The 20,962-nt window shown below is 61.8% G+C and carries 19 protein-coding genes; 6 read left to right on the top strand and 13 right to left on the bottom strand.

The genetic code is table 11. The features are described 5' to 3' along the window. Nucleotides 1-5: 5 nt before the first annotated feature. The 6 genes from J2J99_RS26495 to bcoG all read right to left on the bottom strand — a co-directional run bounded on the left by J2J99_RS26495 (nucleotide 6) and on the right by bcoG (nucleotide 8,130). The gene (locus J2J99_RS26495) at nucleotides 6-1,595 is read right to left on the bottom strand and encodes an ABC transporter substrate-binding protein (protein WP_168297785.1); all 1,590 of its coding nucleotides are present in this window, start codon (nucleotides 1,593-1,595) and stop codon (nucleotides 6-8) included. Between the two features lie 118 nt (nucleotides 1,596-1,713). Continuing rightward, nucleotides 1,714-2,496, bottom strand: coding sequence for a carnitinyl-CoA dehydratase (locus J2J99_RS26490; protein ID WP_168297786.1), 783 nt, complete (start codon nucleotides 2,494-2,496; stop codon nucleotides 1,714-1,716). Between the two features lie 6 nt (nucleotides 2,497-2,502). Next, nucleotides 2,503-4,557, bottom strand: a complete 2,055-nt coding sequence (locus J2J99_RS26485) for an acetate--CoA ligase family protein (protein ID WP_168297787.1) — start codon at nucleotides 4,555-4,557, stop codon at nucleotides 2,503-2,505. Nucleotides 4,558-4,561: 4 nt separating this feature from the next. Then, nucleotides 4,562-5,722 (bottom strand): acyl-CoA dehydrogenase family protein, encoded by a 1,161-nt coding sequence (locus J2J99_RS26480; RefSeq protein WP_168297788.1) that lies wholly within the window; start codon nucleotides 5,720-5,722, stop codon nucleotides 4,562-4,564. 10 nt (nucleotides 5,723-5,732) lie between these two features. Beyond that, on the bottom strand, nucleotides 5,733-7,220 hold the full coding sequence (locus J2J99_RS26475; protein ID WP_168297789.1) for a carnitine 3-dehydrogenase: 1,488 nt from the start codon (nucleotides 7,218-7,220) through the stop codon (nucleotides 5,733-5,735). 7 nt (nucleotides 7,221-7,227) lie between these two features. Then, nucleotides 7,228-8,130, bottom strand: a complete 903-nt coding sequence (gene bcoG / locus J2J99_RS26470) for a 3-dehydrocarnitine:acetyl-CoA trimethylamine transferase BcoG (protein ID WP_168297799.1) — start codon at nucleotides 8,128-8,130, stop codon at nucleotides 7,228-7,230. Between the two features lie 106 nt (nucleotides 8,131-8,236). Between bcoG and J2J99_RS26465 the strand changes: the two genes are divergently transcribed. After that, entirely contained in the window at nucleotides 8,237-9,226 is a 990-nt protein-coding gene (locus tag J2J99_RS26465) for a GlxA family transcriptional regulator (protein ID WP_168297801.1), read from the top strand. Here J2J99_RS26465 and J2J99_RS26460 read toward each other — a convergent pair. Continuing rightward, nucleotides 9,204-10,076, bottom strand: a complete 873-nt coding sequence (locus J2J99_RS26460) for a LysR substrate-binding domain-containing protein (RefSeq protein ID WP_168297803.1) — start codon at nucleotides 10,074-10,076, stop codon at nucleotides 9,204-9,206. The genes J2J99_RS26465 and J2J99_RS26460 overlap by 23 nt on opposite strands. 111 nt (nucleotides 10,077-10,187) lie before the next feature. Here J2J99_RS26460 and J2J99_RS26455 point away from each other — a divergent pair, with 111 nt between their 5' ends. Further along, entirely contained in the window at nucleotides 10,188-11,093 is a 906-nt protein-coding gene (locus tag J2J99_RS26455) for a DMT family transporter (protein ID WP_168297804.1), read from the top strand. Nucleotides 11,094-11,208: 115 nt separating this feature from the next. Here J2J99_RS26455 and J2J99_RS26450 read toward each other — a convergent pair whose 3' ends face one another. Next, complete coding sequence (locus tag J2J99_RS26450) at nucleotides 11,209-11,643, bottom strand: hypothetical protein (RefSeq protein ID WP_168297806.1); 435 nt, start codon at nucleotides 11,641-11,643, stop codon at nucleotides 11,209-11,211. 601 nt (nucleotides 11,644-12,244) lie between these two features. On the opposite strand from J2J99_RS26450, the gene fdhA reads away from it, so the two are divergent. Further along, a complete protein-coding gene (gene fdhA / locus J2J99_RS26445) occupies nucleotides 12,245-13,435 on the top strand; it encodes a formaldehyde dehydrogenase, glutathione-independent (protein ID WP_004674667.1) in 1,191 nt (396 codons plus the stop codon). 108 nt (nucleotides 13,436-13,543) lie between these two features. Here the strand turns inward: fdhA and J2J99_RS26440 are convergent, their stop codons facing one another. Next, complete coding sequence (locus tag J2J99_RS26440; RefSeq protein WP_168297808.1) at nucleotides 13,544-14,350, bottom strand: ABC transporter substrate-binding protein; 807 nt, start codon at nucleotides 14,348-14,350, stop codon at nucleotides 13,544-13,546. Nucleotides 14,351-14,474: 124 nt separating this feature from the next. Here J2J99_RS26440 and J2J99_RS26435 point away from each other — a divergent pair, with 124 nt between their 5' ends. From J2J99_RS26435 to J2J99_RS26425, 3 genes are all read left to right on the top strand, one after another. Continuing rightward, nucleotides 14,475-16,847, top strand: a complete 2,373-nt coding sequence (locus J2J99_RS26435; protein WP_168297809.1) for a putative bifunctional diguanylate cyclase/phosphodiesterase — start codon at nucleotides 14,475-14,477, stop codon at nucleotides 16,845-16,847. Between the two features lie 171 nt (nucleotides 16,848-17,018). Next, nucleotides 17,019-17,603 (top strand): cysteine hydrolase family protein, encoded by a 585-nt coding sequence (locus J2J99_RS26430; protein WP_168297811.1) that lies wholly within the window; start codon nucleotides 17,019-17,021, stop codon nucleotides 17,601-17,603. Between the two features lie 150 nt (nucleotides 17,604-17,753). Next, entirely contained in the window at nucleotides 17,754-18,014 is a 261-nt protein-coding gene (locus J2J99_RS26425; RefSeq protein WP_168297813.1) for a hypothetical protein, read from the top strand. Between the two features lie 79 nt (nucleotides 18,015-18,093). Here J2J99_RS26425 and J2J99_RS26420 read toward each other — a convergent pair whose 3' ends face one another. From J2J99_RS26420 to J2J99_RS26405, 4 genes are all read right to left on the bottom strand, one after another. Continuing rightward, complete coding sequence (locus J2J99_RS26420; RefSeq protein ID WP_168297815.1) at nucleotides 18,094-19,356, bottom strand: MgtC/SapB family protein; 1,263 nt, start codon at nucleotides 19,354-19,356, stop codon at nucleotides 18,094-18,096. Nucleotides 19,357-19,506: 150 nt separating this feature from the next. Further along, nucleotides 19,507-19,833, bottom strand: coding sequence for a hypothetical protein (locus J2J99_RS26415; protein WP_168297818.1), 327 nt, complete (start codon nucleotides 19,831-19,833; stop codon nucleotides 19,507-19,509). Between the two features lie 164 nt (nucleotides 19,834-19,997). After that, nucleotides 19,998-20,453 (bottom strand): pyridoxamine 5'-phosphate oxidase family protein, encoded by a 456-nt coding sequence (locus J2J99_RS26410; protein ID WP_168297820.1) that lies wholly within the window; start codon nucleotides 20,451-20,453, stop codon nucleotides 19,998-20,000. A gap of 169 nt (nucleotides 20,454-20,622) precedes the next feature. Further along, nucleotides 20,623-20,961: a TraR/DksA family transcriptional regulator gene (locus J2J99_RS26405; RefSeq protein WP_168297822.1), complete on the bottom strand. Its 339-nt coding sequence runs from the start codon at nucleotides 20,959-20,961 to the stop codon at nucleotides 20,623-20,625. Nucleotide 20,962: the final 1 nt, after the last annotated feature.

The raw sequence follows: 20,962 nt of genomic DNA, 5'->3' as shown, positions 1-20,962 counted from the left end.
TACCCTCAGGCGTCCAGCCAGACGCGCGTCGCGACGTAGCCGTTCGACATGTCGTTGCCGATATCGTGGACATAACCCTTCACCTGCTTGGTGGAGGCGTTCACGAAGTCGTTGAACATCGGCAGGATCACCCCGCCTTCGTCCCGCACCATCATCGCCATCGTGCGGTACATGTCCTTGCGCTTGGCTTCATCAAGTTCGGAGCGGGCCTGCAGGAGCAGCTTGTCGAAGTCAGGACGCTTGAACTTGGTGTCGTTCCAGTCCGCCGTCGAGAGATAGGCGGTGGAATACATCTGATCTTGCGTCGGACGGCCGCCCCAATAGGAGGTCGAGAAGGGCTGGACGTTCCAGACATTGGTCCAGTAGCCATCACCTGGTTCGCGCTTGACCTCGATCTCGATGCCGGCCTTCTTGCAGCTTTCCTGATAGAGAACGGCCGCGTCGACGGCGCCGGGGAAGGCGACTTCGGAGGTGCGCAGCAGAACCGAGCCGCTATGACCCGACTTCTTGTAATGGAAGGCGGCCTTGTCGGGATCGTAGGCGCGCTGCTCGATGCCTTCGGGAAACAGCGCATAGGTCGCATTGATCGGAAAATCGTTGCCGACCTTGCCGTAGCCGCCGAGGATTTTCTCCACCATGGTTTCGCGGTCCATGGCGTATTTGAGCGCAAGCCGCAGGTCGTTATTGTCGAACGGCGCCTTGTCGCAATGCATGATGAAGACATAATGGCCGCGGCCGGCGGTCGAGAGGATCTCGACGTTGGGGGCGCGTTTCAGGAGGTTGACCGTCTTCGGATCGACGCGGTTGATATAGTGCACCTGGCCGGACGAAAGTGCGGCGATGCGGGCGGTGGCGTCGTTCATGCCGATGATCTCGATCGAATCGACATAACCGCGGTCGCTGCGCCAGTCGTCGTTATTCTTCTCGAAGGTGGCGCGCACGCCCGGTTCGAAGCTCGTCAGCTTGTACGGGCCAGTGCCGATCGAGGCGAGGGGATCGTCGACGCCGCCATTCGGCTGGATGACCAGATGGTAGTCCGACAGCAGCAACGGCATGTCGGCGTTGCCTTCGCTGAGCGTCAGCACTAGATTGCCGCCGTCGGCCTTGATCTCCTTGATCGAGCCGAGCACGCCGAGCGCGCCGGATTCCGACTTTTTGTCGGTGTGACGCTTCAGTGTGGCGACGACGTCGTCGATCGTCAGTTCCTTGCCATCGTGGAACTTGACCCCCTTGCGGATCTTGAAGGTCCAGGTGACGGCGTCCTTCGAGGGTTCCCAGGATTCTGCGAGCGCCGGCACGGCCGCACCCGTCAGCGGGTCTGACTCAACCAGCATGTCGCCCCAGCAGCGGCCGACGCAGAACATGAATTGCGACAGAAATTTCGCCGGGTCCTTGGAATCGGTGGCGGCACCGCCTTCGAGACCGAGCTTCAGGTGGCCGCCGCGCTTCGGTTCGGCCGCTTCGGCGCTTTCGGTAAAGAGCTTGTCGGCGACGGCGAGTGTGATGCCCGCCGCCATGGCACGTCCCATGAATTCGCGGCGGCTGAGTCCGCCTGCGGTGACGCGGCTTGCGAGGTATTTCGTATAGTCGTTCATTCCCCAGTTCCTTCTTTGTAGTGCGTTGACAGAACTTCCGGGCAGGATCGCAGGCGGTTTCCTCTCCACCTCCGGTGCCCGCATCATGCGGGAAAATAGTGCGGTTGCCGCCGCCTCGTTATTTTCCTTTCCAAATGGGGCTTCGCTTTTCCGCGAAAGCCCGCGCGCCTTCCAATTGGTCTTCGCTCGAATAGAGCCGGTCGACCGTTTCAAACTGCCGCTTGGTGATCCTGTTCATGACAGTCTGGAACGTCGAACCTTCAGCTTCGCGCACGATCTCCTTTATCGCCGCATAGACGAGCGGCGGCCCGCCTGCGAGTAGCCGGGCAAGCTCCCAGGCCCGCTCCATCATCCTGTCGGCCGGCAGGACCTCGTTGACGAAACCCCAGCGATGCGCCTCGTGAACGTCGAGCCAGCGCCCGGTCAAAAGCATGTCCATGGCGATGTGATAGGGGATGCGCTTCGGCAGCTTGATCGAGGCGGCATCGGCAACGGTGCCCGAACGGATTTCCGGCAGGGCGAATGTCGCATGTTCAGCGGCGATGATCAGGTCGGCAGACAGTGCGATCTCCAGCCCGCCGCCGCAACAGATACCATTGACCGCTGCGATGACAGGCTTGTTGAGGTCGCGCAGTTCCTGCAGCCCGCCGAAACCTCCGACACCGTAATCTCCGTCGACCGCGTCGCCTGATGCAGCCGCCTTGAGGTCCCATCCGGCGCAAAAGAATTTTTCGCCGGCGCCCGAGACGATGGCGACACGCAATTCAGGATCGTCGCGAAAATCGCGGAAGATCAATCCGAGGGCACGGCTCGTCGCAAGGTCGATGGCGTTTGCCTTCGGCCGGTCGATGACGACTTCGAGCACGCCGCCGTCATGTCGCGTGCGAATGTGGTCGTTCAACCTATGCTACCTCCTCCGCCGTATCAGGACATCGACCGCGGCAACGCCGCGCCCTTCGGGAAGAACCATCAGGGGATTAATGTCCAGTTCCTCCAGGCATGACGCGTTCTTTACGACATAATCTGCCGCTGCTGAGATAACGGCGATTGCCGCTTCGACATCGCCTCTTGGCCGTCCGCGATAGCCATTCAGCAACTTCGCAAGTTTGAGGCGCGAAATCGCCGCATGGATCTCGGTTTTCGTCGCCGGAAGCGGCAAAATGACGGAATCTTCAAGCAATTCAACGAAGATTCCGCCCGCTCCCAGGGTCAGCGACAATCCGAAGACCGGGTCGCGGACGGCGCCGACAATGAGCTCGGCGACCGGCGGATCGATCATCTTTTCGACGAGATAGCCATCATTCGGCGGCATTGCCGCCACCGCATCCGACACGGCTTCAATATCCCATAGGTTGAGCGCAACGGCGCCAGCCTCGCTCTTGTGGGCAATGCCGAGAGCCTTCAGCACGACCGGAAAGCCGAGCCGTTCGGCCTGCTCGGCGGCCTCGTGGGAAGAAAAAGCCTGCAGCCCCCGGGGAACGGGAAGGCCGCAGGCAGCAAGTTCCGTCTTCGCATCAGCTTCCGTCAGCGTCTCGATCTCGCCGCCCCTGCAGGGCACGTCGAGTAGCGGCAGGGGAGGCGGCGCGTTCCAGGCGCGGCCGATGCCGGCTGCGACCTCCACCGCGGCAATGGTTTCGTCTATGCCTGAGAAGGCGACGATGCCATTTGCGAGCAAACGTCGGGCGATCGGCTCCGGCATGTTTTCCGGAAGCGTCGCCAGAATGCCGGCCAGCGCGCCGGTTGCGGCAGCCGCCATCGTGACGGCGTCCGCCGTCATCGCCCATTCGGCCGCATCGCAGCGATCAGCGCGCGGGAAGTCGAGAACGACGAGATTGAGAGCATAGCCGCCTTCGAACATGGCGCTGAAGGCTTCGGTCTGGCGGGCGAGATCACCCCAGACGAAGGTGTGGTAATCGAGCGGATTGGAAAGCGTCACCATCTCGCCGAGCGCCTGGCGCAGACGCGGCAAATGCTGCGGCGGCAGTGCGGAAAATTCGACATCGTGGCCGACGGCGGCGTCGGCCATCAGCGATGCCTCGCCCCCGGAGCAGCTCATCGAAGAGATCGAGCGGCTTTCGAGCGGCCCGGCGACATGCAGCAGTTTCAAGGTTTCAAGCAGTGCAGGCAAGGTGCCGACGCGGCCGATGCCGAGGCGGGCGAGCACGGCGTCGGCGACCGCATCGCTGCCGGCAAGCGAGGCGGTATGCGACACCGCCGCCCGTTTTGCCTGCTCAGACCGGCCGACCTTCAGCACGATCACAGGCTTCCTCGACTGGCGGGCGATGGCGGCCAGCCGTTCGAGGGAGGCGAGATCGCCGAAACCTTCGACGTGAAGGCCGATCGCCGTCACACGCGGATCGTCGATCAGCGCGCAGGCAACGTCGGCAAGCGAAGTCTGCGCCTGGTTGCCTGCCGTGACCACATAGGCGATCGGCAGCCCACGGGTCTGCATGGTCAGGTTGATGGCGATATTGGAAGACTGGGTGAGGATCGCCACGCCGCGCTCGATACGCTGCATACCGTGTTGATCGGGCCACAGCAATGCGCCGTCGAGACCGTTGATGAGCCCGTAGCAGTTCGGTCCGAGGATCGGCATGCGGCCGGCTGCCGAAAGCAGGGCCTGCTGCAGTTCGGCGCCATCGGCAAGTTCCGCCGTCGCCTCGCTGAAGCCCGAGGCATAACAGACCGCGCCGCCTGCGCCGGCCTCTGAAAGGCTGCGCACGATCTCGACGGTCAGCGTCCTGTTGACGCCGACAAAGGCAGCGTCCGGCGCGGAAGGCAGATCGGCGACGGAGCGATAGCAGCGGCGCCCGAGCACTTCGTCGAGCTTAGGGTGGACCGGCCATATCTCGCCGGCAAACCCCATGCGGTCGCATTGCTCGATGACCCTGCGCGCCTCGCGACCGCCGAAGACGGCGATCGTTTGCGGTCTGAGCAGGCGGTCGAGCGGGCTGGATGTCATCGGCTCAGGCTCCCAGAGGCCGAAGCAGGTCGCGGCTGATGATATGCCGCTGGATTTCCGAGGTGCCGTCCCAGATGCGCTCGACGCGCGCGTCTCGCCAGAAGCGGGCAAGCGGCAGGTCGTCCATCAGGCCCATTCCGCCATAGATCTGGATCGCCTCATCCGTCACGCGAGCCAGCATTTCGGAGGCATAGAGCTTGGCCGAAGCGATCTGCCGGTCGGCGGCAAGGCCGGCGTCGAGCCGCCAGGCGGCTGAAAGCGTCAACCAGTCGGCCGCGTCGATCTCGGTGATCATATCGGCAAGCTTGAACGACACGCCCTGATTGGCGCCGATCGGCCTGCCGAACTGCTTGCGTTCGGCGGCATAGGGCAAAGTCATATCGAAGACGCGCCGCGCCCGGCCGACGCAGGTGGCGGCGACCGTCAGCCGCGTACCGTAAAGCCATTGATTGGCGATATCGAAGCCGCGATGCACCTCGCCCAGTACCTGGGCTTCAGGAATGCGGCAATCTTCGAAACTGAGCGTCGAGTTGTGATAGCCGCGATGCGAAACGGAATCGTAGCCTTTGAGGATTTGAAAGCCCGGCGTGCCGCGATCGACGAGAAAGGCGGTGATCTTCTTCTTGATGCCCTTCGGCGTTTCCTCCTCGCCGGTCGCGGCAAAGACGATGACGAAATCGGCGACGTCTGCATGGGAGATGAAATGCTTCGTGCCGTTCAGCACGAAGTCGCCGCCATCGCGGCGGGCAGTGCATTTCATGCCGCGCATGTCGGAACCGGCATCCGGCTCGGTAATGGCAAGCGCGTCGATCTTCTCACCGCGCACCGCCGGCAGAAGATAACGCTCGCGCTGCTCGCCCTCACAGGCCATCAGAATGCCGGAGGGCCGGCCGAAGAAGACCGTCAGCCCGAGCGATCCGCGGCCGAGCTCCCGCTCGACCAGCGTGAAGGTAACATGGTCGAGGCCGGCGCCGCCGACCTCCTCGGGAAAATTGCAGGCGTAAAATCCGAGATCGAGGCATTTGCGCTGGATCTCGCGGCCGAGCTCCGGCGGGACGACACCGGTTCGCTCGACCTCGTTCTCGTGCGGATAGATTTCGGTCTCGACGAAGGCGCGGACCGTCTCGACGATCATTTCCTGTTCTTCGCTGAGACCAAGATTCATGCCGCTCCTCCTAGCGTTTCTGGCCGACGTGGCGGCCGGTACCGTCGGGCGCAGCCAGCTTCGCATGCGCTGCGGCGATCGCCATGGCCTTGCCGAGGACGGCGGCCGGCGCCGCCACCGCCTTGCCCGCCTTGCTGTCGACATGCAGCAGCATATGTTCGCCGGTAGCCAGGGCTTCGCGGGTCGCCGTGTCGTACAGCGTGTGGAAGACATGCAGCCGTTTCTCATCGACCGACAGGATCTGGCAGGTGGAATGGATTGCCTGGCCGAGCTTTGCCTCGCCGAGATGGCGGATGTGGCTTTCCACCGTGTAGTAGCTGTACCCTGCCTCGACATAGGCGAGATCGACGCCGATGAGGCGCAGCAATGCGTCTGATGTATCGCCGAACAGCTGGAGATAACGGTGCTCGGTCATATGGCCGTTATAGTCGACCCAGGCGGGACTGACCTTCGCGTCGACGAGCCTCAACGGCTTCGTCGGATCGAAGGACGCCGTCCCGCCGGCCCCGGCCCAGAGCGATTGCTCGAAGTCCTTCAACAGCTTGCCGGCGCCCCAGCCCTTGCCGCCGTGACCGCCCTTCAGCGCCTGGAGGATACCGACGAGGTTTTCGTCGCGGATGCGCTCGAGCTCGCGGATCGACAGGCCAGCCGCCTGTTCGTCGGATTGCCGGCCGATCTTTTCGATCAGCGCATCGTCGAGATCGACGACATCGGTGAGCTTGGTCCAGGGCCAGGCAAGGCAGGGGCCGAACTGGGCGAGGAAATGACGCATGCCGGCCTCGCCGCCGGCGATACGGTAGGTCTGGAAGAGGCCCATCTGCGCCCAGCGCAGGCCGAAAGAGTAGCGGATGACGTCGTCGAGCGTCTCGACCGTGCAGATATCGTCGTGGATGAGCCAGAGGGCCTCACGCCAGAGCGCCTCGAGCAGCCGGTCGCCGACGAAGGCCTCGATTTCCTTGGCGATGTGGACGCCCTTCATGCCGATCGGCGCCAGTCTTTCGATCGCCGTCTGGATTGTCGCCGCGGAGGTCTTCTCGCCGCCGACAATTTCGACGAGCGGCAGCAGGTAGACCGGATTATAGGGGTGAGCAACGAAGAGGCGTTCGGGATGCCTCATGTCGCGCTGCAGATCGGTCGGCAGCAGGCCCGAGGTGGAAGAGCCGATCAGCGCGTCCTGATGCGCCGCGGCATCGATCTCGGTCAGGACGCCGCGCTTGAGATCGAGCCTTTCCGGCACACTCTCCTGGATCCAGTCGGCACCCGCAACGGCTTCGGCGAGCGTCTCGCAGAAGGTCAGCCTGCCGCGCGGCGGCAAGGGCGCGCCGGTCAGCATGGAATAGGCTTTTTCGGCATTGGCTATCACTTCGCCGACGATGCGGCCTGCTTCCGGATGCGGGTCGAAGACATCGACGTCGATGCCGGCCAGCAGGAACCGGGCGATCCATCCGCCGCCGATGACGCCGCCGCCGATACAGGCCGCTTTGCTGATCTTGGTCATGATATCCTCAGCGCTTCGTCAGCTTCAGCTTCTTGCGGACATCCTCCGGTCCAATGATGCGCGCCCCCATGCCTTCGACCACCTGCACCGCCTTTTCGACGAGCTGCGCATTGGTGGCGAGCTGGCCCTTGCCGACGAAGAGATTGTCTTCAAGTCCGACGCGCACGTTGCCGCCGGCCAGCACCGCTGCCGCCGGATAGGCCATGGCGTTGCGGCCGATCGAAAAGGCCGAGAAGGTCCAGCTCGGAGGCACGTTGTTGACCATCGCTATGAAGGTGTTGAGATCGTCTGGCGCACCCCAGGGAATGCCCATGCAGAGCTGGATCAGCACCGGGTCTTCGATCAGGCCTTCCTCGGCGAGCTGCTTGGCGAACCAGAGATGGCCGGTGTCGAAAGCCTCGATCTCCGGCCGCACGCCGAGATCGGTCATCTTTTTCGCCATGGCCCGCAGCATGGCCGGCGTGTTCGTCATCACATAGTCGCCGAGGTTGAAGTTCATCGTGCCGCAGTCGAGCGTGCAGATCTCGGGCCGGCATTCGGCGACATGGCTGACACGCTCGCTGGCGCCGGCCATATCGGTGCCTTTCGCATTGAGGGGCAGGGGGCTTTCGACATTGCCGAAGACCAGATCCCCGCCCATGCCTGCGGTCAGATTGAGCACGACATCGACATCCGCCGAGCGGATGCGGTCGGTGACTTCCCTGTAGAGATCGTTGCGGCGGCTGGCCGCCCCCGTTTCCGGATCGCGAACATGGCAGTGAACAACGGCCGCCCCAGCCTTGGCGGCGTCGATCGCGGATTCCGCGATCTGCTTGGGAGTAATGGGAACGTGGCTGGATTTGGAAACCGTATCGCCGGCGCCGGTGACAGCACAGGTGATGAAAACATCGCGGTTCATCGCAAGCGGCATGTTTTTGTTCTCCTCGTCTTGTCAAGCATTAGGCGACAGGATGGGCTGCGATGCTTTGCATTTTCGGATCTCATCGATACATTATCGGAAACCGTAGGAGGTGGCCTTGCTGCAGCGATCGACGGAACGGCTCGATATCGACCTTCTCGTCCTGCCGGATACGAACCTGATCCTGATCGCATCGGTCATTGAACCGCTGCGCGGCGCCAACCGCATTGCCGGCAGCGAGCTTTACCGCTGGCGGCTGCTGACGCCGGACGGCGCCCCGGTGCCAACCACCAGCCACATCGCCATCCCGGCAGAAGGCACCTTCCAGGCCACGAACGAGGAAAAGCCGCTCTTCGTGCTGGCAAGTTACAACTGGCAACTGAGCGCGACGCCGGCGCTGAAGATGCAGCTTTCCAAGGTTGCCCGCTACCGCAGGATCATTGCCGGCATCGAGTCCGGCACGTGGCTGCTCGCCGAAGCAAGCCTGCTAGACGGGCTGCGGGCGACTGTTCATTGGGAGGATTACGAGGAGTTTGCACTCGCCTATCCTGAGGTCGGGGCCGTCAAGGATCGGTTCGTCATCGACGGCAAGCGGCTGACGACATCGGGTTCGCTCCCGACCGTGGACCTGATGCTGGAGGTGATCCGGCAGCGGCAGGGTTATTCGCTGGCGCTGGAAGTCAGCCGGCTGTTCCGCTATGAGCAGCCTTCCTTCCATGCCGGCGAAATGCTTTCCGCCGCTTCGGCGGGACTGCGCGCGCACGATCCGCGCGTGACGCAGGCGGTGCATCTGATGGAGGAGCATATCGAGCAGCCTCTGGTTTTGGCCCGGCTCGCCCGCAGGGTCGGCGTCAGCGCCCGGCATCTGCAGGATCTCTTCCAGCAGAGCATCGGCGCGCCGCCGCACGTGCATTATCTCGCCCTTCGCCTGAATACGGCGCGACGCAAGGTGATCGAGACGACGGCCTCCTTCGCCGACATCGCGGCGGCAACCGGCTTCAATTCAGCCTCGGCCTTTGCGAGAAGCTACCGGGCGAGTTTTTCCGAGAGCCCATCGGAAACGCGGCGCCGCTTGCGCCGCCGCATCATACCATCGGCGCCGACATAGGCTGGAATGCGTCCCGCAGCATTTCGGCCAATTCCCGCACGGCCTCGCTAGAGCGGAAACTATTGCGACGCAGCACGACCTTCGAGGAATCGACCGGCGGGAAGCCATCCTCGGCGGTCAGCTCGCGGCAGCCGGGCGGAATGCTGCTGCGGGAAAGCGTCGTGACGGCGAGGCCGGCGGTCAGGGCATTCTTCAGCCCCGAACCGGTGTCTGCGATGAAGGCGACCCGGTAGCTGCGGCCGATCTGCTCCAGCGAGCGGAGCGCAAAATCACGTGACCAGGAAGAGTTGCGATAGGTCGCAACCGGAAGGGGGTCGATGTCGTGCAGCCGGTGCACCACGGATGTCACCCAGACGGTCGGATCGACGCAGAGAACCTCACCCTTGTTCTGGTCGCTCCAGTCAAAAACGACGGCGAGATCGAGCTCGTCCCGTTCCAGGGCGGCGAGGTTGCGGGCCGTGTAGTCGCAGGAGACCGTGACTTCGACCGCCGGATGTCGAACCGCAAAAGCCGCAAGCGCTGCCGGCAGCACCGTCTGGCTATATTCCTCGGGAATTCCGATGCGCACCGGCCCGTCGAGCGGCTTGCTGCGGATCGTCGCGGCCGCCTCGTTGAGAAGATCGATGACCCTGCGGGCATAGGGCACCAGCTGAATGCCTTGGCGCGTCAGCAGCACGCCGCGGGCACCGCGCTCAAAAAGGCTTTCGCCGATCGCCGCCTCGAGCCTTTTGATCTGGGTGCTGACGGCAGATTGCGTCCGCCCGATACGCTGGGCGGCCGCCGAAAAGTTCGATGTCTCGGCGACAACAAGGAAGGTTCTGAGGAGGTCGCTTTCGATCGGCTCTTGCATCGGCAGTCATAGAAAAATTCGATGATAGCTATCACTACTATTCGTTTGTCTAATGTCAAATGCTGGCGCAGAAATGAGCGGCGTTCGACTTCCTTCTTTGAGAATCCCTGCGTGACCATTCAAAATCCGCCAAGACAGCTCGCAGGCAGCGAGCACGAGAAGGGTGTGCTTCTCATTGTTGCCGCGACACTTGCCTGGAGCGCGAGCGGCGTTTACTCGCGACTCCTCACCACCGACGTATGGACGGCGATCGCCTGGCGGTCGCTGTTCGGAGGCCTGTTCCTGCTGATCCCCTGCCTTTTCCTCGAAGGGGGCATCTCGCGGCGGCAATGGCGTTCCGTCTTCCATCCGTCAGGTCTTGCGATGATCGCATGCCAGACCTTCAGTCAGGGATGTTTCATTGGGGCGCTCTACATGACCACCGTCGCCAATGTGACGATGATCTATGCGACGACGCCCTTCATCGCGGCTCTGTTCGGCTGGCTCATCCTCAGGGAGAGGGTTGCCAGGCGAACGCTGATCGCCGGCGCCGTGTCCCTCTTCGGCGTCGGCGTCATCGTCGCCTCATCAATCGGCGGCGGCACCGGCTGGGGCGATCTGCTGGCGCTCGGCATGACCGCCTCCTTCGCGCTCGTCATCATCATTCCGCGCATCAATCCCGGCGTGCCGAGCCTGCCGCCGACCGTGGTCAGCGCCTTCCTGACCCTCGTCATCTTCGCGCCTTTCAGCTCGGTCGGCTCGCTCGACCTGCACAATTGGGTTGTCCTTGCCGCCTTCGGCGCCACAAATTTCTCGCTGGCGCTGGTGCTCTTCCTCGCAGGGGCAAAACGGATGCCGCCGGCGGAAGCCGCACTGATCGGCACGATGGAAATCGTGCTCACGCCCTTCTGGGTGTGGCTGCTATTTTCCGAAGAGCCGCCCGTCGCCACCTATTTCGGCGGCGCCATCATCCTCGGCGCCGTGCTCTGGCATACGGCAATCGACGCTAGACGAAGCCGTTGGTCGCACGACCGCTAAGCCGGACGGTCGTCGACCTACTTGGCCGGGTAACAGCGCAAGTCCCTGCAGGCCGGACAAGGCCGCAGATTTCACGCCGCTGGCGCGGCCGCCGTCGCGAGCTCTTTAGCCCCAATCAGCTAAAGAACGCACGAAGCTGAGCGAAAAACCCGCCCGATCTCGGATCTGCGATCCTTCGCACGCGGCGAGCAACTGCTGCAGCGCTGACGCTTTCGCCAAAATGACAGAAGCAGACAAGCTCGTGCAACTGTTCGTCGCTGAGTTCGAAGAACCGTTTCGCTTCTCCATAGCTGTCATTTTCCATTCCGGCCGCCCGCAGAATGGGATCAGCGAAAGCAACAGAGATCGGGGTGTCGTCATCCCGCAGGGCAATCCGATCTGCGATCGGCTGATATTCTGTTTCGTGAAGCGTCTTCAGAAACGGTTTGGGGCTGCGTTCGAGACTTTCGGCCCACCGTTCAATGCGTTCGCGCCGTGTCAGTTCAAGGCGCTTAAGGCTCGTGCTGATCTTGGCAACTGTTTTCAGCTGCTCCAGTGCGTACTGTTCCATTCCGGCCTCCTATCTTCGGAGAAATAGACGGTCCGCTCCCAGCAAATAGCGTGGCTCAGGTCGCAGCCGATGTCCAATCACGATTGACGACGGTTTCTGCCTCTTGCCGAACGGATATGATCACCTCAGGCCGGACGACTTTGCCGATTGTCGTCTTGAGGGGCACCCGTGTCGTTTTTCCGGGCTCTGTTTTTCGTCAGGCATGGTTTTCTTGTCATGTTCACGGCGCTGCCTAGCAAGCCAGCGACATGAAGTATGGCAGGCAGGCCGCCGGCGCGCTGCCCCGCGGTGATAGAAGAACTGAAATCCTCAGGAATCACCGGAAAGCGATCCTGACGGATCGAAAGGAGGTTCTGTAGCCTAACCAGCTCTTTCGCAGCAGATCTACGGATTGCGGCGGGCGAAGACGAGCGACACGACAGGCCAAGCCTATCGTGTTCACTCTCTCCTCGATCCAGTCTGTCCCCGCCTATCTGCGAAATTCGAACTTCGCCCGATGCGGCGTGTGAATGCCGGACTGCAGAGGAGGCAGCCCGGAGAAAGCTAATGCCATCGGCTGCATCGGCTGCAGATCCAGGCATTCAACAAATGGGAGGAATCCATGAGCAAGAATAGAGGCGTCGTTTACCTGAGGCCGGGCAAGGTCGAAGTTCGCGACATCGACGACCCGAAGCTGGAGGCGCCCGACGGCCGCCGCATCGAACACGGCGTCATTCTGAAAGTGATCTCGACCAACATCTGCGGCTCCGACCAGCACATGGTCCGCGGCCGCACGACGGCGATGCCGGGCCTGGTCCTCGGCCACGAAATCACCGGCGAGATCATCGAGAAAGGGATCGACGTCGAGATGCTCGACATCGGCGATATCGTCTCGGTGCCGTTCAATGTCGCCTGCGGCCGTTGCCGCTGCTGCAAATCCCAGGATACCGGCGTCTGCCTGACGGTCAATCCGGCCCGCGCCGGTGGCGCATACGGCTATGTCGACATGGGTGGCTGGATCGGCGGACAGGCACGCTATGTCACCATCCCCTACGCTGATTTCAACCTGCTGAAGATCCCGGATCGGGACAAGGCGATGGCGAAGATCCGCGATCTCACCATGCTCTCCGACATTCTGCCGACTGGCTTCCATGGCGCAGTGCGCGCCGGCGTCGGCGTCGGCTCGACGGTCTACATCGCCGGCGCCGGCCCTGTCGGCCTTGCGGCAGCTGCTTCGGCCCGCATCCTCGGCGCGGCCGTTGTCATGATCGGTGATTTCAACAAGGATCGCCTGGCGCATGCGGCCAAGGTCGGTTTCGAACCGATCGACCTCTCCAAGAGCGACCGTCTCGGCGACATGATCGCGGAGGTCGTCGGCAGCAACGAGGTGGACAGCGCCATCGACGCCGTCGGCTTCGAGGCCCGCGGCCATTCGGGCGGTGAACAGCCGGCGATCGTGCTCAACCAGATGATGGAGATCACCCGCGCCGCCGGCTCGATCGGCATTCCCGGCCTCTACGTCACCGAGGATCCGGGCGCCGTCGACAATGCCGCCAAACATGGCAATCTTTCGCTTCGCTTCGGCCTCGGCTGGGCCAAGGCGCAGTCCTTCCACACCGGCCAGACGCCGGTGCTCAAATATAACCGCCAGCTCATGCAAGCGATCCTCCACGACCGCTTGCCGATCGCCGACATCGTCAACGCCAAGGTCATCCCGCTCGACGAAGCCGTCCAGGGATATGAGAGCTTCGACCATGGCGCGGCGACGAAGTTTGTTCTCGATCCGCATGGAGAGGTCGCGAAAGCCGCCTGACGCTAAAACATGTCGCGCTAAAGTGGGCCGCGGCGCTTGAGCTAAAAAAGGAGATGGCCGGGAAGAACCGGCCATCTCGCAGCAGTCACACGAAAATTCTGTTGTCTGCTACTGGATGCTGAACGGGAAATATTTGGCATTGATCATGTCATAGGTCCCGTCTTCCTTGATCGCCTTCAACGCCTCGTTCAGGCGTGCAAGACGCTCCTTGTCGTCCAGACGCACCGCAATCCCGGCACCTTCGCCAAAATAAGTGACGTCGAGCAGATCCGGCCCCTTGAACGCGCAGCAGGTTCCCGCCTTCGTATTGGCGATCCAGTCGTAAATGGCGAGCTTATCCTCTAGGATAATGTCGACGCGCCCGTCCGACAGCCCTTTGTACAGTTCCGGCGACGACCGGAATACCGTCTTTTTCATGTCGGGATAGAAATGGTTGGCATAAGATTCCTGCGCCGTCGACGACGTCACCCCGAGATTTTTGCCACTGAGGGCGGTAGGGCTGATGTCACTGATCGGCGAATCCTTCCGAGCGATGAACACTGTCGGGCTGTTGTAATATTTCTCGGTGAAAGCGACCTTCTGACGCCGCTCCAGGCTCATCGACATGGATGAGATGATCGCGTCGTATTTTCCGGCAATGAGATCGGGAATCATGTCGTCCCACTTCTCGATGATGAACTCGCATTCGAACTTGCCGGTCTCGCAGAGGGCATTGGCAATATCGATGTCAAAACCCTGAAGTTTGTTGTTCGCATCGAGATAGTTGAAGGGCGGAAACGCACCTTCGACGGCAATTCTCATCGGCATTCGCTCTTGCGCGGCCACCGGCTGCGGCGAGACCGCAGCCAAAACGATACCCACTGCGCCCACCATCAGCGCTCCGCGCAATAAAGTCTGAATGGATATTCGCAACATCGCCGGAACCCCCTGGGCGTAATCGATCTCGCCCTATAGTGCGCCGCAGCCTTTAATTCTACGTGAACGCTTATTTGTTAGCGTTGGCGAACGCGCCCGTATCGAGGTGTCCAGGGGTCCAGGCTTGCACATCGTCGTTCCTTCCAGCTCCAACACGTTTCAGAAGTCCTGGATCGCCTCGGGAAGAATTCTCTTTCTGATCGCTATCAGCGGGCTCGGAGCGATTGGACTCGTCGTGCTATCGGCGCTTTGGGCGGGAACCGAAAGCGACGCTGCGGCCCTTGATCGCCAGCGTCAGCTGGTGAATGCCCGCCTGCGGGAACAGGTCGATCAGGTCGCCCATGTCATCGGTCAGTTCGGCAACGGCTATCTCGCCCGCGTTTATCCCGCGTCCCGGTCGGCAGATGTTTCCTCCAGCCTCGATACGGTTCTGACCGGGGCGGCCGGCAGTGCAATCAGCGAAACCGCAATGTCCGCCTTCGGATACGACCAGGCCTTTGTCGTCGACGAGAAGGCGCAGCTGAGCATGCTGACCGACGCGAAAACGGAAAAACGCTATCGCTGGATGAAACCCCTCTTTTTGCCGCTTCTTAAGGATAGCCGTCTTACGGCAAGCCAAAATCCGATTTTCAGCGACCGAACGCCATCCTCGCTGGAGAGTCGTCGGGCGAGCGCGGTTCGCCCCAACCATGCGCTGGCCAATCTGATGCGGCTGGAGGGCCGACCGACGATCGTCGGCATCGTCGCCATCAACGAAGCTCCCGGGGGACATCCGCAGCCGATGCGGCAATTCCTGATCGTCGTTCGGTTTCTCGATGGTGCCGCCCTCGACGAATTGAGCCGGCAGCAGGGTCTCAACGGGGCGCGCTTTGCCCGCACGGCCGATGCCGACGAAAATGAGGTCGCGTTCCAAATCGACGCGACGGCAAATGGTGAACCGATCGGCTTCATCGTATGGCGACCCGATCTGCCGGGTTCACGGGTAATCGGTCGATTGATGCCGGCGCTTTCGATTGCCGCCCTGGTGATCGCCGTGCTGTTTTCAGTGCTGCTCGTGCGGCTTCGGAGCAGTCTCGGCGAACTGAAGAGAAGCGAGCTGCATGCACGGCAGCTCGCCTTGCATGACGTGCTGACCGGCCTTCCCAACCGCGCTCTATTCGCCATGCGGTTCGAGGAGTGCGTGACCCAGACGCGGCATTCGACCGAGCGCTCGGCCGTGGCGCTTCTCGACCTCGACCGCTTCAAAGCGGTGAACGACACGTTCGGCCACGCCGCCGGTGATGAACTCATCAGGATGGCCGCGGAGCGGATCCGCTCTGTCCTTCGCCCTGATGATACGCTCGCCCGCCTCGGAGGCGATGAATTTGCCCTGCTTCTCCGGGACATCAAGGATGATGATCATATCCTGCGATCGATATGCGACGCGATCGTCGCCGAACTTGGCAGGCCCTTCCCGCTTCTGAGGGGTGAAGCGGTCGCCCGGGTTGGCGGCTCGATCGGCATCACCATCGTGCCGGATGCCGGGCGAACTGCCGATGACCTCATGCGTTATGCCGACGTCGCGCTTTACGAGGCAAAGATGGGCGGCAGAGGCCAATGGCGCGTCTATTCCCCGTCCATGGACGGCGGCAGGAATGCGCGCGACATCCTCAAGAACGAATTGCGCGAAGTTCTGGCCAAAGGCACGGCCGCGTCCGCCGACAGTCCCCAACCCGGCCCGGGCGGCAGCAAGCCGGATTTCGGATCGCTTGAGGTCTATTACCAGACGGTGCATCGCGCCGAGGGCGGATATTCGGCCTCCGGCGCGGAAGCCCTCGTGCGCTGGCGTCACAGCCAGCGCGGACTGCTGACGCCGGCCAGCTTCATCCCCGCAGCCGAGGAGGGCGGCCTCATCGACGCCCTCGGTTTCTGGGTCCTGCGCGAAGCCTGCAGGGCCGCCTGCAAATGGCCTGAAGACACCTTTGTAGCGGTCAACGTGTCGCCGGCCCAGCTCAGAAGACCAAATTTCGCCGGGGAAGTCTTCGCCGTCCTCGAAGAGACCGGCCTGCCGCCATCCCGCCTCGAGCTCGAGCTCACCGAGTCCTCGCTGATCGAGGACAATTCGGATGTCCATACGGTGCTGAAATCACTGCGCAGCCGGGGCGTTCAAATTTCCCTCGATGATTTCGGGACCGGCTTTTCATGCCTCAGCCACCTGGTGCGTTTCGACATCGACCGCATCAAGATCGATCGTTCTTTCGTCTCGCAGCTCGGCGCCAAAGCCACCGGAGCGGCCATCATCGGCGCCATCGTCACCCTCAGCCGCAACCTCGGCATTTCGACGACGGCGGAAGGGGTCGAAACCGAATATCAGCGCGACTTCCTGACCGCCCTCGGCTGCACCGATCTGCAAGGCTATTTCTTCTCCAAGCCGGTTCCTCTTCGCGAACTCGACTGCTTCGCCAAATCGGAGAGTGGCGCCGGATCACGGACGATCGCTTCAGGAGCCACTGCCTAAAGCGCATCACGATCTTTCAGATTCGCGCCTCAGAGCTTGGTTTTACGCATGTCATTTACCCAAGACCGCTGCACACTTCTGCGCGACATGCCCTGGAGGCTTTGATCTTCCACCCCTCGGGAACTTTCGTTCCGGGCAACGGTTGACGCCCGAAGACGAAGGGAGGATGTGATGGCCGGGATCGGCGAGTGGCGGCATCTTTGCGTCGACATGCAGCGCATGTTTGCCGAAGACACCCCATGGCACGTGCCCTGGATGGCTCGGATCTCTCCACAGATCGAGGAACTTGCCGGCCGGCATCCGTCCCGGACGATTTTTACCCGCTTCGTGCCCCCCGAGCATCCGGACGCGATGCCGGGAAAATGGCGCGACTACTATCAGAAATGGTGGATGATGACGGGCGAGCATCTGCCGGCCGAGCTCGTCGATCTGGCATCCTCGCTGGCCTCGCTTGTTCCGCCGGCGCGATACTTCGACAAACGCACCTATTCGCCCTGGATCGACGGCCGCCTCCATACGGTCCTTCAGTCGGAGCGGGTCGACACCCTTGTGATCACCGGTGGGGAGACGGATGTCTGCGTGCTTGCGACGGCCCTCGGCGCCATCGATCTCGCCTATCGTGTCATCGTGCTGAAGGACGCCGTCTGCAGCAGCGCCGACGACACTTATGACGCGTCGCTGGAACTGCTGCATGATCGATTTTCCGTCCAGCTGGAACTCATGGAGACCGATGAGTTCTTGAGCGGCCTCGGCTGAGAAGGCGTAAGGTGTCCTGTGGGCGATTTTACTTGATATGCGTCAAGGCAGGTTGCCCGGCATCACGACAGAATGTCCGACAAACTGCGCCAGGAGCCCGGCAGCTTCCCGCGGCAGGTCTTACGAAATCAAACGATGCGGAGAAAAGCGATGTCTTTGAAGCTGATCAGTGGAATGATGAAGTCGTCCGGCGAGGAAGCGCTGCTGGTCATGGATGCGGACGGTACGAACCAAATGGTCGTTATCGACAGGCAAGCCCTTCTTGAGGTTGCCGCGCCACCGCGTTGCGACGAAAGCCGGCTTCAGGAAAACATCGACCTCTTCAGCCGGATTGCCTGCGCGAAGTACGATCGCGGGGATGTCGAGCGGGATGGGCGCATCCACATTCATGCAGCCGACCTTGGCGTATGACGAGGGGAGGCGGCGCGATCCGCCTCAGCTGTCTGATGGGCCCAGCTCCACGGCGCGTCCAACCGGGCGCGCACGAGGTCTAAGCTAGCAGCAAGCCGGCGGCGCCGGCGAGCGTCGCAATGCAGCTCGCGACGCCGAGCCGAACCACATAGACCAGGCTTCCCGCGCTGGCAGCAAGACCTGTCTTCGCAAGAAGATTGGCGAAGGCGGCAACCGCGATGGCATGGGCGGCCGCATCCGCTTGCACGTTTGACGACGGCAGCTTCGCAATCGACAGGGTTATCGCGTCTAGATCGCCGAGGCCGGTGATGAAGGCAACGGCAAACAGCGATTGCGTTCCGAAATATGCCAGCGTCGCCCGCGTCACGATGGTCACGATGGCAAGCAGCAGAGCAAAACGCAATACGACCATCACCTCCAAAGGATTTTTCGGTGAATAGTCGGGGCCGTGATCGGAGCGCGGCGAGAAGGCGGCGAGGCCGCCGCCGATGGCGAGCACAGCGGCAGCCGGTCCGAGCAATGCCGCAAGCTCGATCAGCACCGCCGGCGCGATGACGCCGCAGATCAAAAGCACCCGGCTTAGGGATACGGCCCCCGCCAGCATCGCTCCGGCCGCAAGCAGCGGCGAGAGGGCAGGCGTCTGCTTCGATTGACGGGCAAAGGAAAGCGTCAGGGCCGTCGAGGAGACGATACCGCCGCAAGCACCCGTCAGCAGCAGGCCGGCTCTGGCGTCGCTGAGCCTGATCATCACATAGCCCGCAAATGAAACCGCTGCCACGAATACGGTCAGCATCCACAGCTCGAAGGGATTGATCATATGCCACGGATCGATGGCCTCATTGGGAAGAATTGGAAGAATGACGACCGTCATCGTCAGCAAGATCAGGGCGGCTCTGAGCTCGAGCCAGGTCAGCTTGCGCAGAAATCCGTGCAGCGGCTCCCGCGCCGCCAGGAGCGCTGTGATGGCGACTGCACTCGCCGCGGTCATCGTCATGTCCGCGACGACGGCGCCGAAGCCTAGGGCAAAAACCGTTATCGCGGCGATGGCGCCCGTTGCGCTGTAGTCCCGCTCGCGCAGTGCCTGCACGCCGCTGAAGCCAAGGATCGTGATGCAGAAAAATACAAAGATGATGGTCGGCAGGATCGGCCCCGTGATGGGGTGCAGCAAACCGCAAAAACCGCCGAGGAAGCTTGAGAGCCCATAGGTGCGGATCCCGGCCACCCTCTTGCCCGGTGCGGCCTCGCGTTCGCGCCACCCGCGCTCGATACCGACGAGAATGCCGATCGCCAGCGCGAGGCCGAGACGTTGGAATGCGTCGGTCATCATGATTGACGTCATCATGCGCGGATCCAGATATTGCCAGTCGTCTGGCCTCTGGGGAAACTTCTATCGGACATGCCGCAATAACCGTCTATTTCAATCTGCCCATCCTCGAACCCACCCACAGGCAGCCCTTGATCGTAATGCGAGAAGGAGATGAAGCAGTTGCTGCTAGCTGCTCTTACGCAGATTATGGCGACCGGCTCGTCCCTCATCTTCTGCCTCTTCCAGAGCTGCACTCAACAGCTGGAGCGCGAACTCCTTTGCGGCCTTTTCGTCATCTGCACATAGCTTCAGCGGCACGCACCTCTCCTTCAGATTGCGCAGGAGCTTTCGGCGAAGCCTGAAAACCAGATGCGGGTCCGTTTTTGCCAGAAGCTCCTGCAGGCAGGTGACGGCCACCACCTCGAACATCAGCAGCCTGCCTTCGACTTCCCCTTGCGAAGGAATGGGGAAGCGCTCACCGCCCCGCTTCAAGTCTCGCTCTGTCGAAAGCATCTATGCCTCCCAAACCGATGGTGGAACTTCGCTGCTCGATGAAAATCCCTATCGCAATCCACGGCCACTCCTGTGTGAAGAGGCAGCCTACAAGGTGAAAATCGGCCTCGCTTTGACAAAGGTCAAGCAACGCGCTGGGGTTTGAGAACCAGAAGGCTCTCCACCTAGTCGATGGCAAAAGCGGCGCGGCCCGACAATTTCCGGACAAGGACTCCAAAGAAGATGTGCGGAGATTCGGCAAGCACAGGAACCTCTTTCGGCTTGAGCGAACCGACTTCCCACCAGTCAGAGTGCTTCTGCAACATTTCCCAGGCATGCAGGCGTTCGCTTCGCCAGAGTGCGGTGTCAGGAAATTCCTCAAACCTTCCTTCAACGATGACGCTCGTCCAGCCTCTGCCCACCCGCCGATCTACCTGCAGGCAAACACTGTCGTTTTCCCGCATCCACTCCAGTTTGCGGCCGGGCATCGAAAAACAGTAAGCGACGCCTTTTTCGTAAGAGAAATAGATCGGCACGACATATGGTTGGCCATCTTTGCAGCAAGCCAGATGCCCAAATCGTGCTTCTTCCAACATGGCATAGCATTCAGCCAGCGTTAATTCCCGTAGACCCAATGACATGAGACGCTCCTTTTAGCTGACTCGAACATCACCGTAGGCCGACGTTCATTTCGCGCATTGATAAAGAGCAATTTCGACTTGGATCCGCCACGTCCGGCTGGAGGCTCAGGCCATCGAGACAGGAGCTGCCATGCTGAGACCACGAGACAGCTGCGCTCCTTGTTCCACCTTACGAGGAGCGCTTCTCAGCCGCTAGGCGGGCGCAGGTCGCGCAGTAGGGCGTGTGGGGAATAACATCCAGTCGGGCGGTTTCGATAGGAGCAAGACACCTGACGCAGCGGCCAAACGTTCCATGGTTCAGGCGCTCGAGAGCCGCGTCGATCGATAGGATTTGCTCACGTGCTTCCTTGCGCATTTCCGTCAGCACCTGATCGTTCTCGAGCTGGGTAACGCGATCTTCGCTATCCGGATCCAGTGCGGCGCCGAGATCGGCATCGATCGCCGACAGCCGGCGTTGCAGGTCCGCTTTCGCGGTCTTCAGTTTGTTTTCCAGATCTTCGTGCTTCATC

This window comes from Rhizobium binae, assembly GCF_017357225.1.
GTDB lineage: Bacteria > Pseudomonadota > Alphaproteobacteria > Rhizobiales > Rhizobiaceae > Rhizobium > Rhizobium binae.
The sequence above is the reverse complement of the archived record's forward strand: the minus strand, read 5'-3'. Positions and strand labels throughout refer to the sequence as shown.

Bases quoted from the DNA above. Each gene is read 5' to 3' on its own strand.
- J2J99_RS26495 (WP_168297785.1), bottom strand. From the start codon at position 1,595: ATGAACGACTATACGAAATACCTCGCAAGCCGCGTCACCGCAGGCGGA.
- J2J99_RS26485 (WP_168297787.1), bottom strand. From the start codon at position 4,557: ATGACATCCAGCCCGCTCGACCGCCTGCTCAGACCGCAAACGATCGCC.
- J2J99_RS26480 (WP_168297788.1), bottom strand. From the start codon at position 5,722: ATGAATCTTGGTCTCAGCGAAGAACAGGAAATGATCGTCGAGACGGTC.
- J2J99_RS26475 (WP_168297789.1), bottom strand. From the start codon at position 7,220: ATGACCAAGATCAGCAAAGCGGCCTGTATCGGCGGCGGCGTCATCGGC.
- bcoG (WP_168297799.1), bottom strand. From the start codon at position 8,130: ATGCCGCTTGCGATGAACCGCGATGTTTTCATCACCTGTGCTGTCACC.
- J2J99_RS26460 (WP_168297803.1), bottom strand. From the start codon at position 10,076: ATGCAAGAGCCGATCGAAAGCGACCTCCTCAGAACCTTCCTTGTTGTC.
- J2J99_RS26450 (WP_168297806.1), bottom strand. From the start codon at position 11,643: ATGGAACAGTACGCACTGGAGCAGCTGAAAACAGTTGCCAAGATCAGC.
- fdhA (WP_004674667.1), top strand. From the start codon at position 12,245: ATGAGCAAGAATAGAGGCGTCGTTTACCTGAGGCCGGGCAAGGTCGAA.
- J2J99_RS26440 (WP_168297808.1), bottom strand. From the start codon at position 14,350: ATGTTGCGAATATCCATTCAGACTTTATTGCGCGGAGCGCTGATGGTG.
- J2J99_RS26430 (WP_168297811.1), top strand. From the start codon at position 17,019: ATGGCCGGGATCGGCGAGTGGCGGCATCTTTGCGTCGACATGCAGCGC.
- J2J99_RS26425 (WP_168297813.1), top strand. From the start codon at position 17,754: ATGTCTTTGAAGCTGATCAGTGGAATGATGAAGTCGTCCGGCGAGGAA.
- J2J99_RS26420 (WP_168297815.1), bottom strand. From the start codon at position 19,356: ATGATGACGTCAATCATGATGACCGACGCATTCCAACGTCTCGGCCTC.
- J2J99_RS26415 (WP_168297818.1), bottom strand. From the start codon at position 19,833: ATGCTTTCGACAGAGCGAGACTTGAAGCGGGGCGGTGAGCGCTTCCCC.
- J2J99_RS26410 (WP_168297820.1), bottom strand. From the start codon at position 20,453: ATGTCATTGGGTCTACGGGAATTAACGCTGGCTGAATGCTATGCCATG.
- J2J99_RS26405 (WP_168297822.1), bottom strand. From the start codon at position 20,961: ATGAAGCACGAAGATCTGGAAAACAAACTGAAGACCGCGAAAGCGGAC.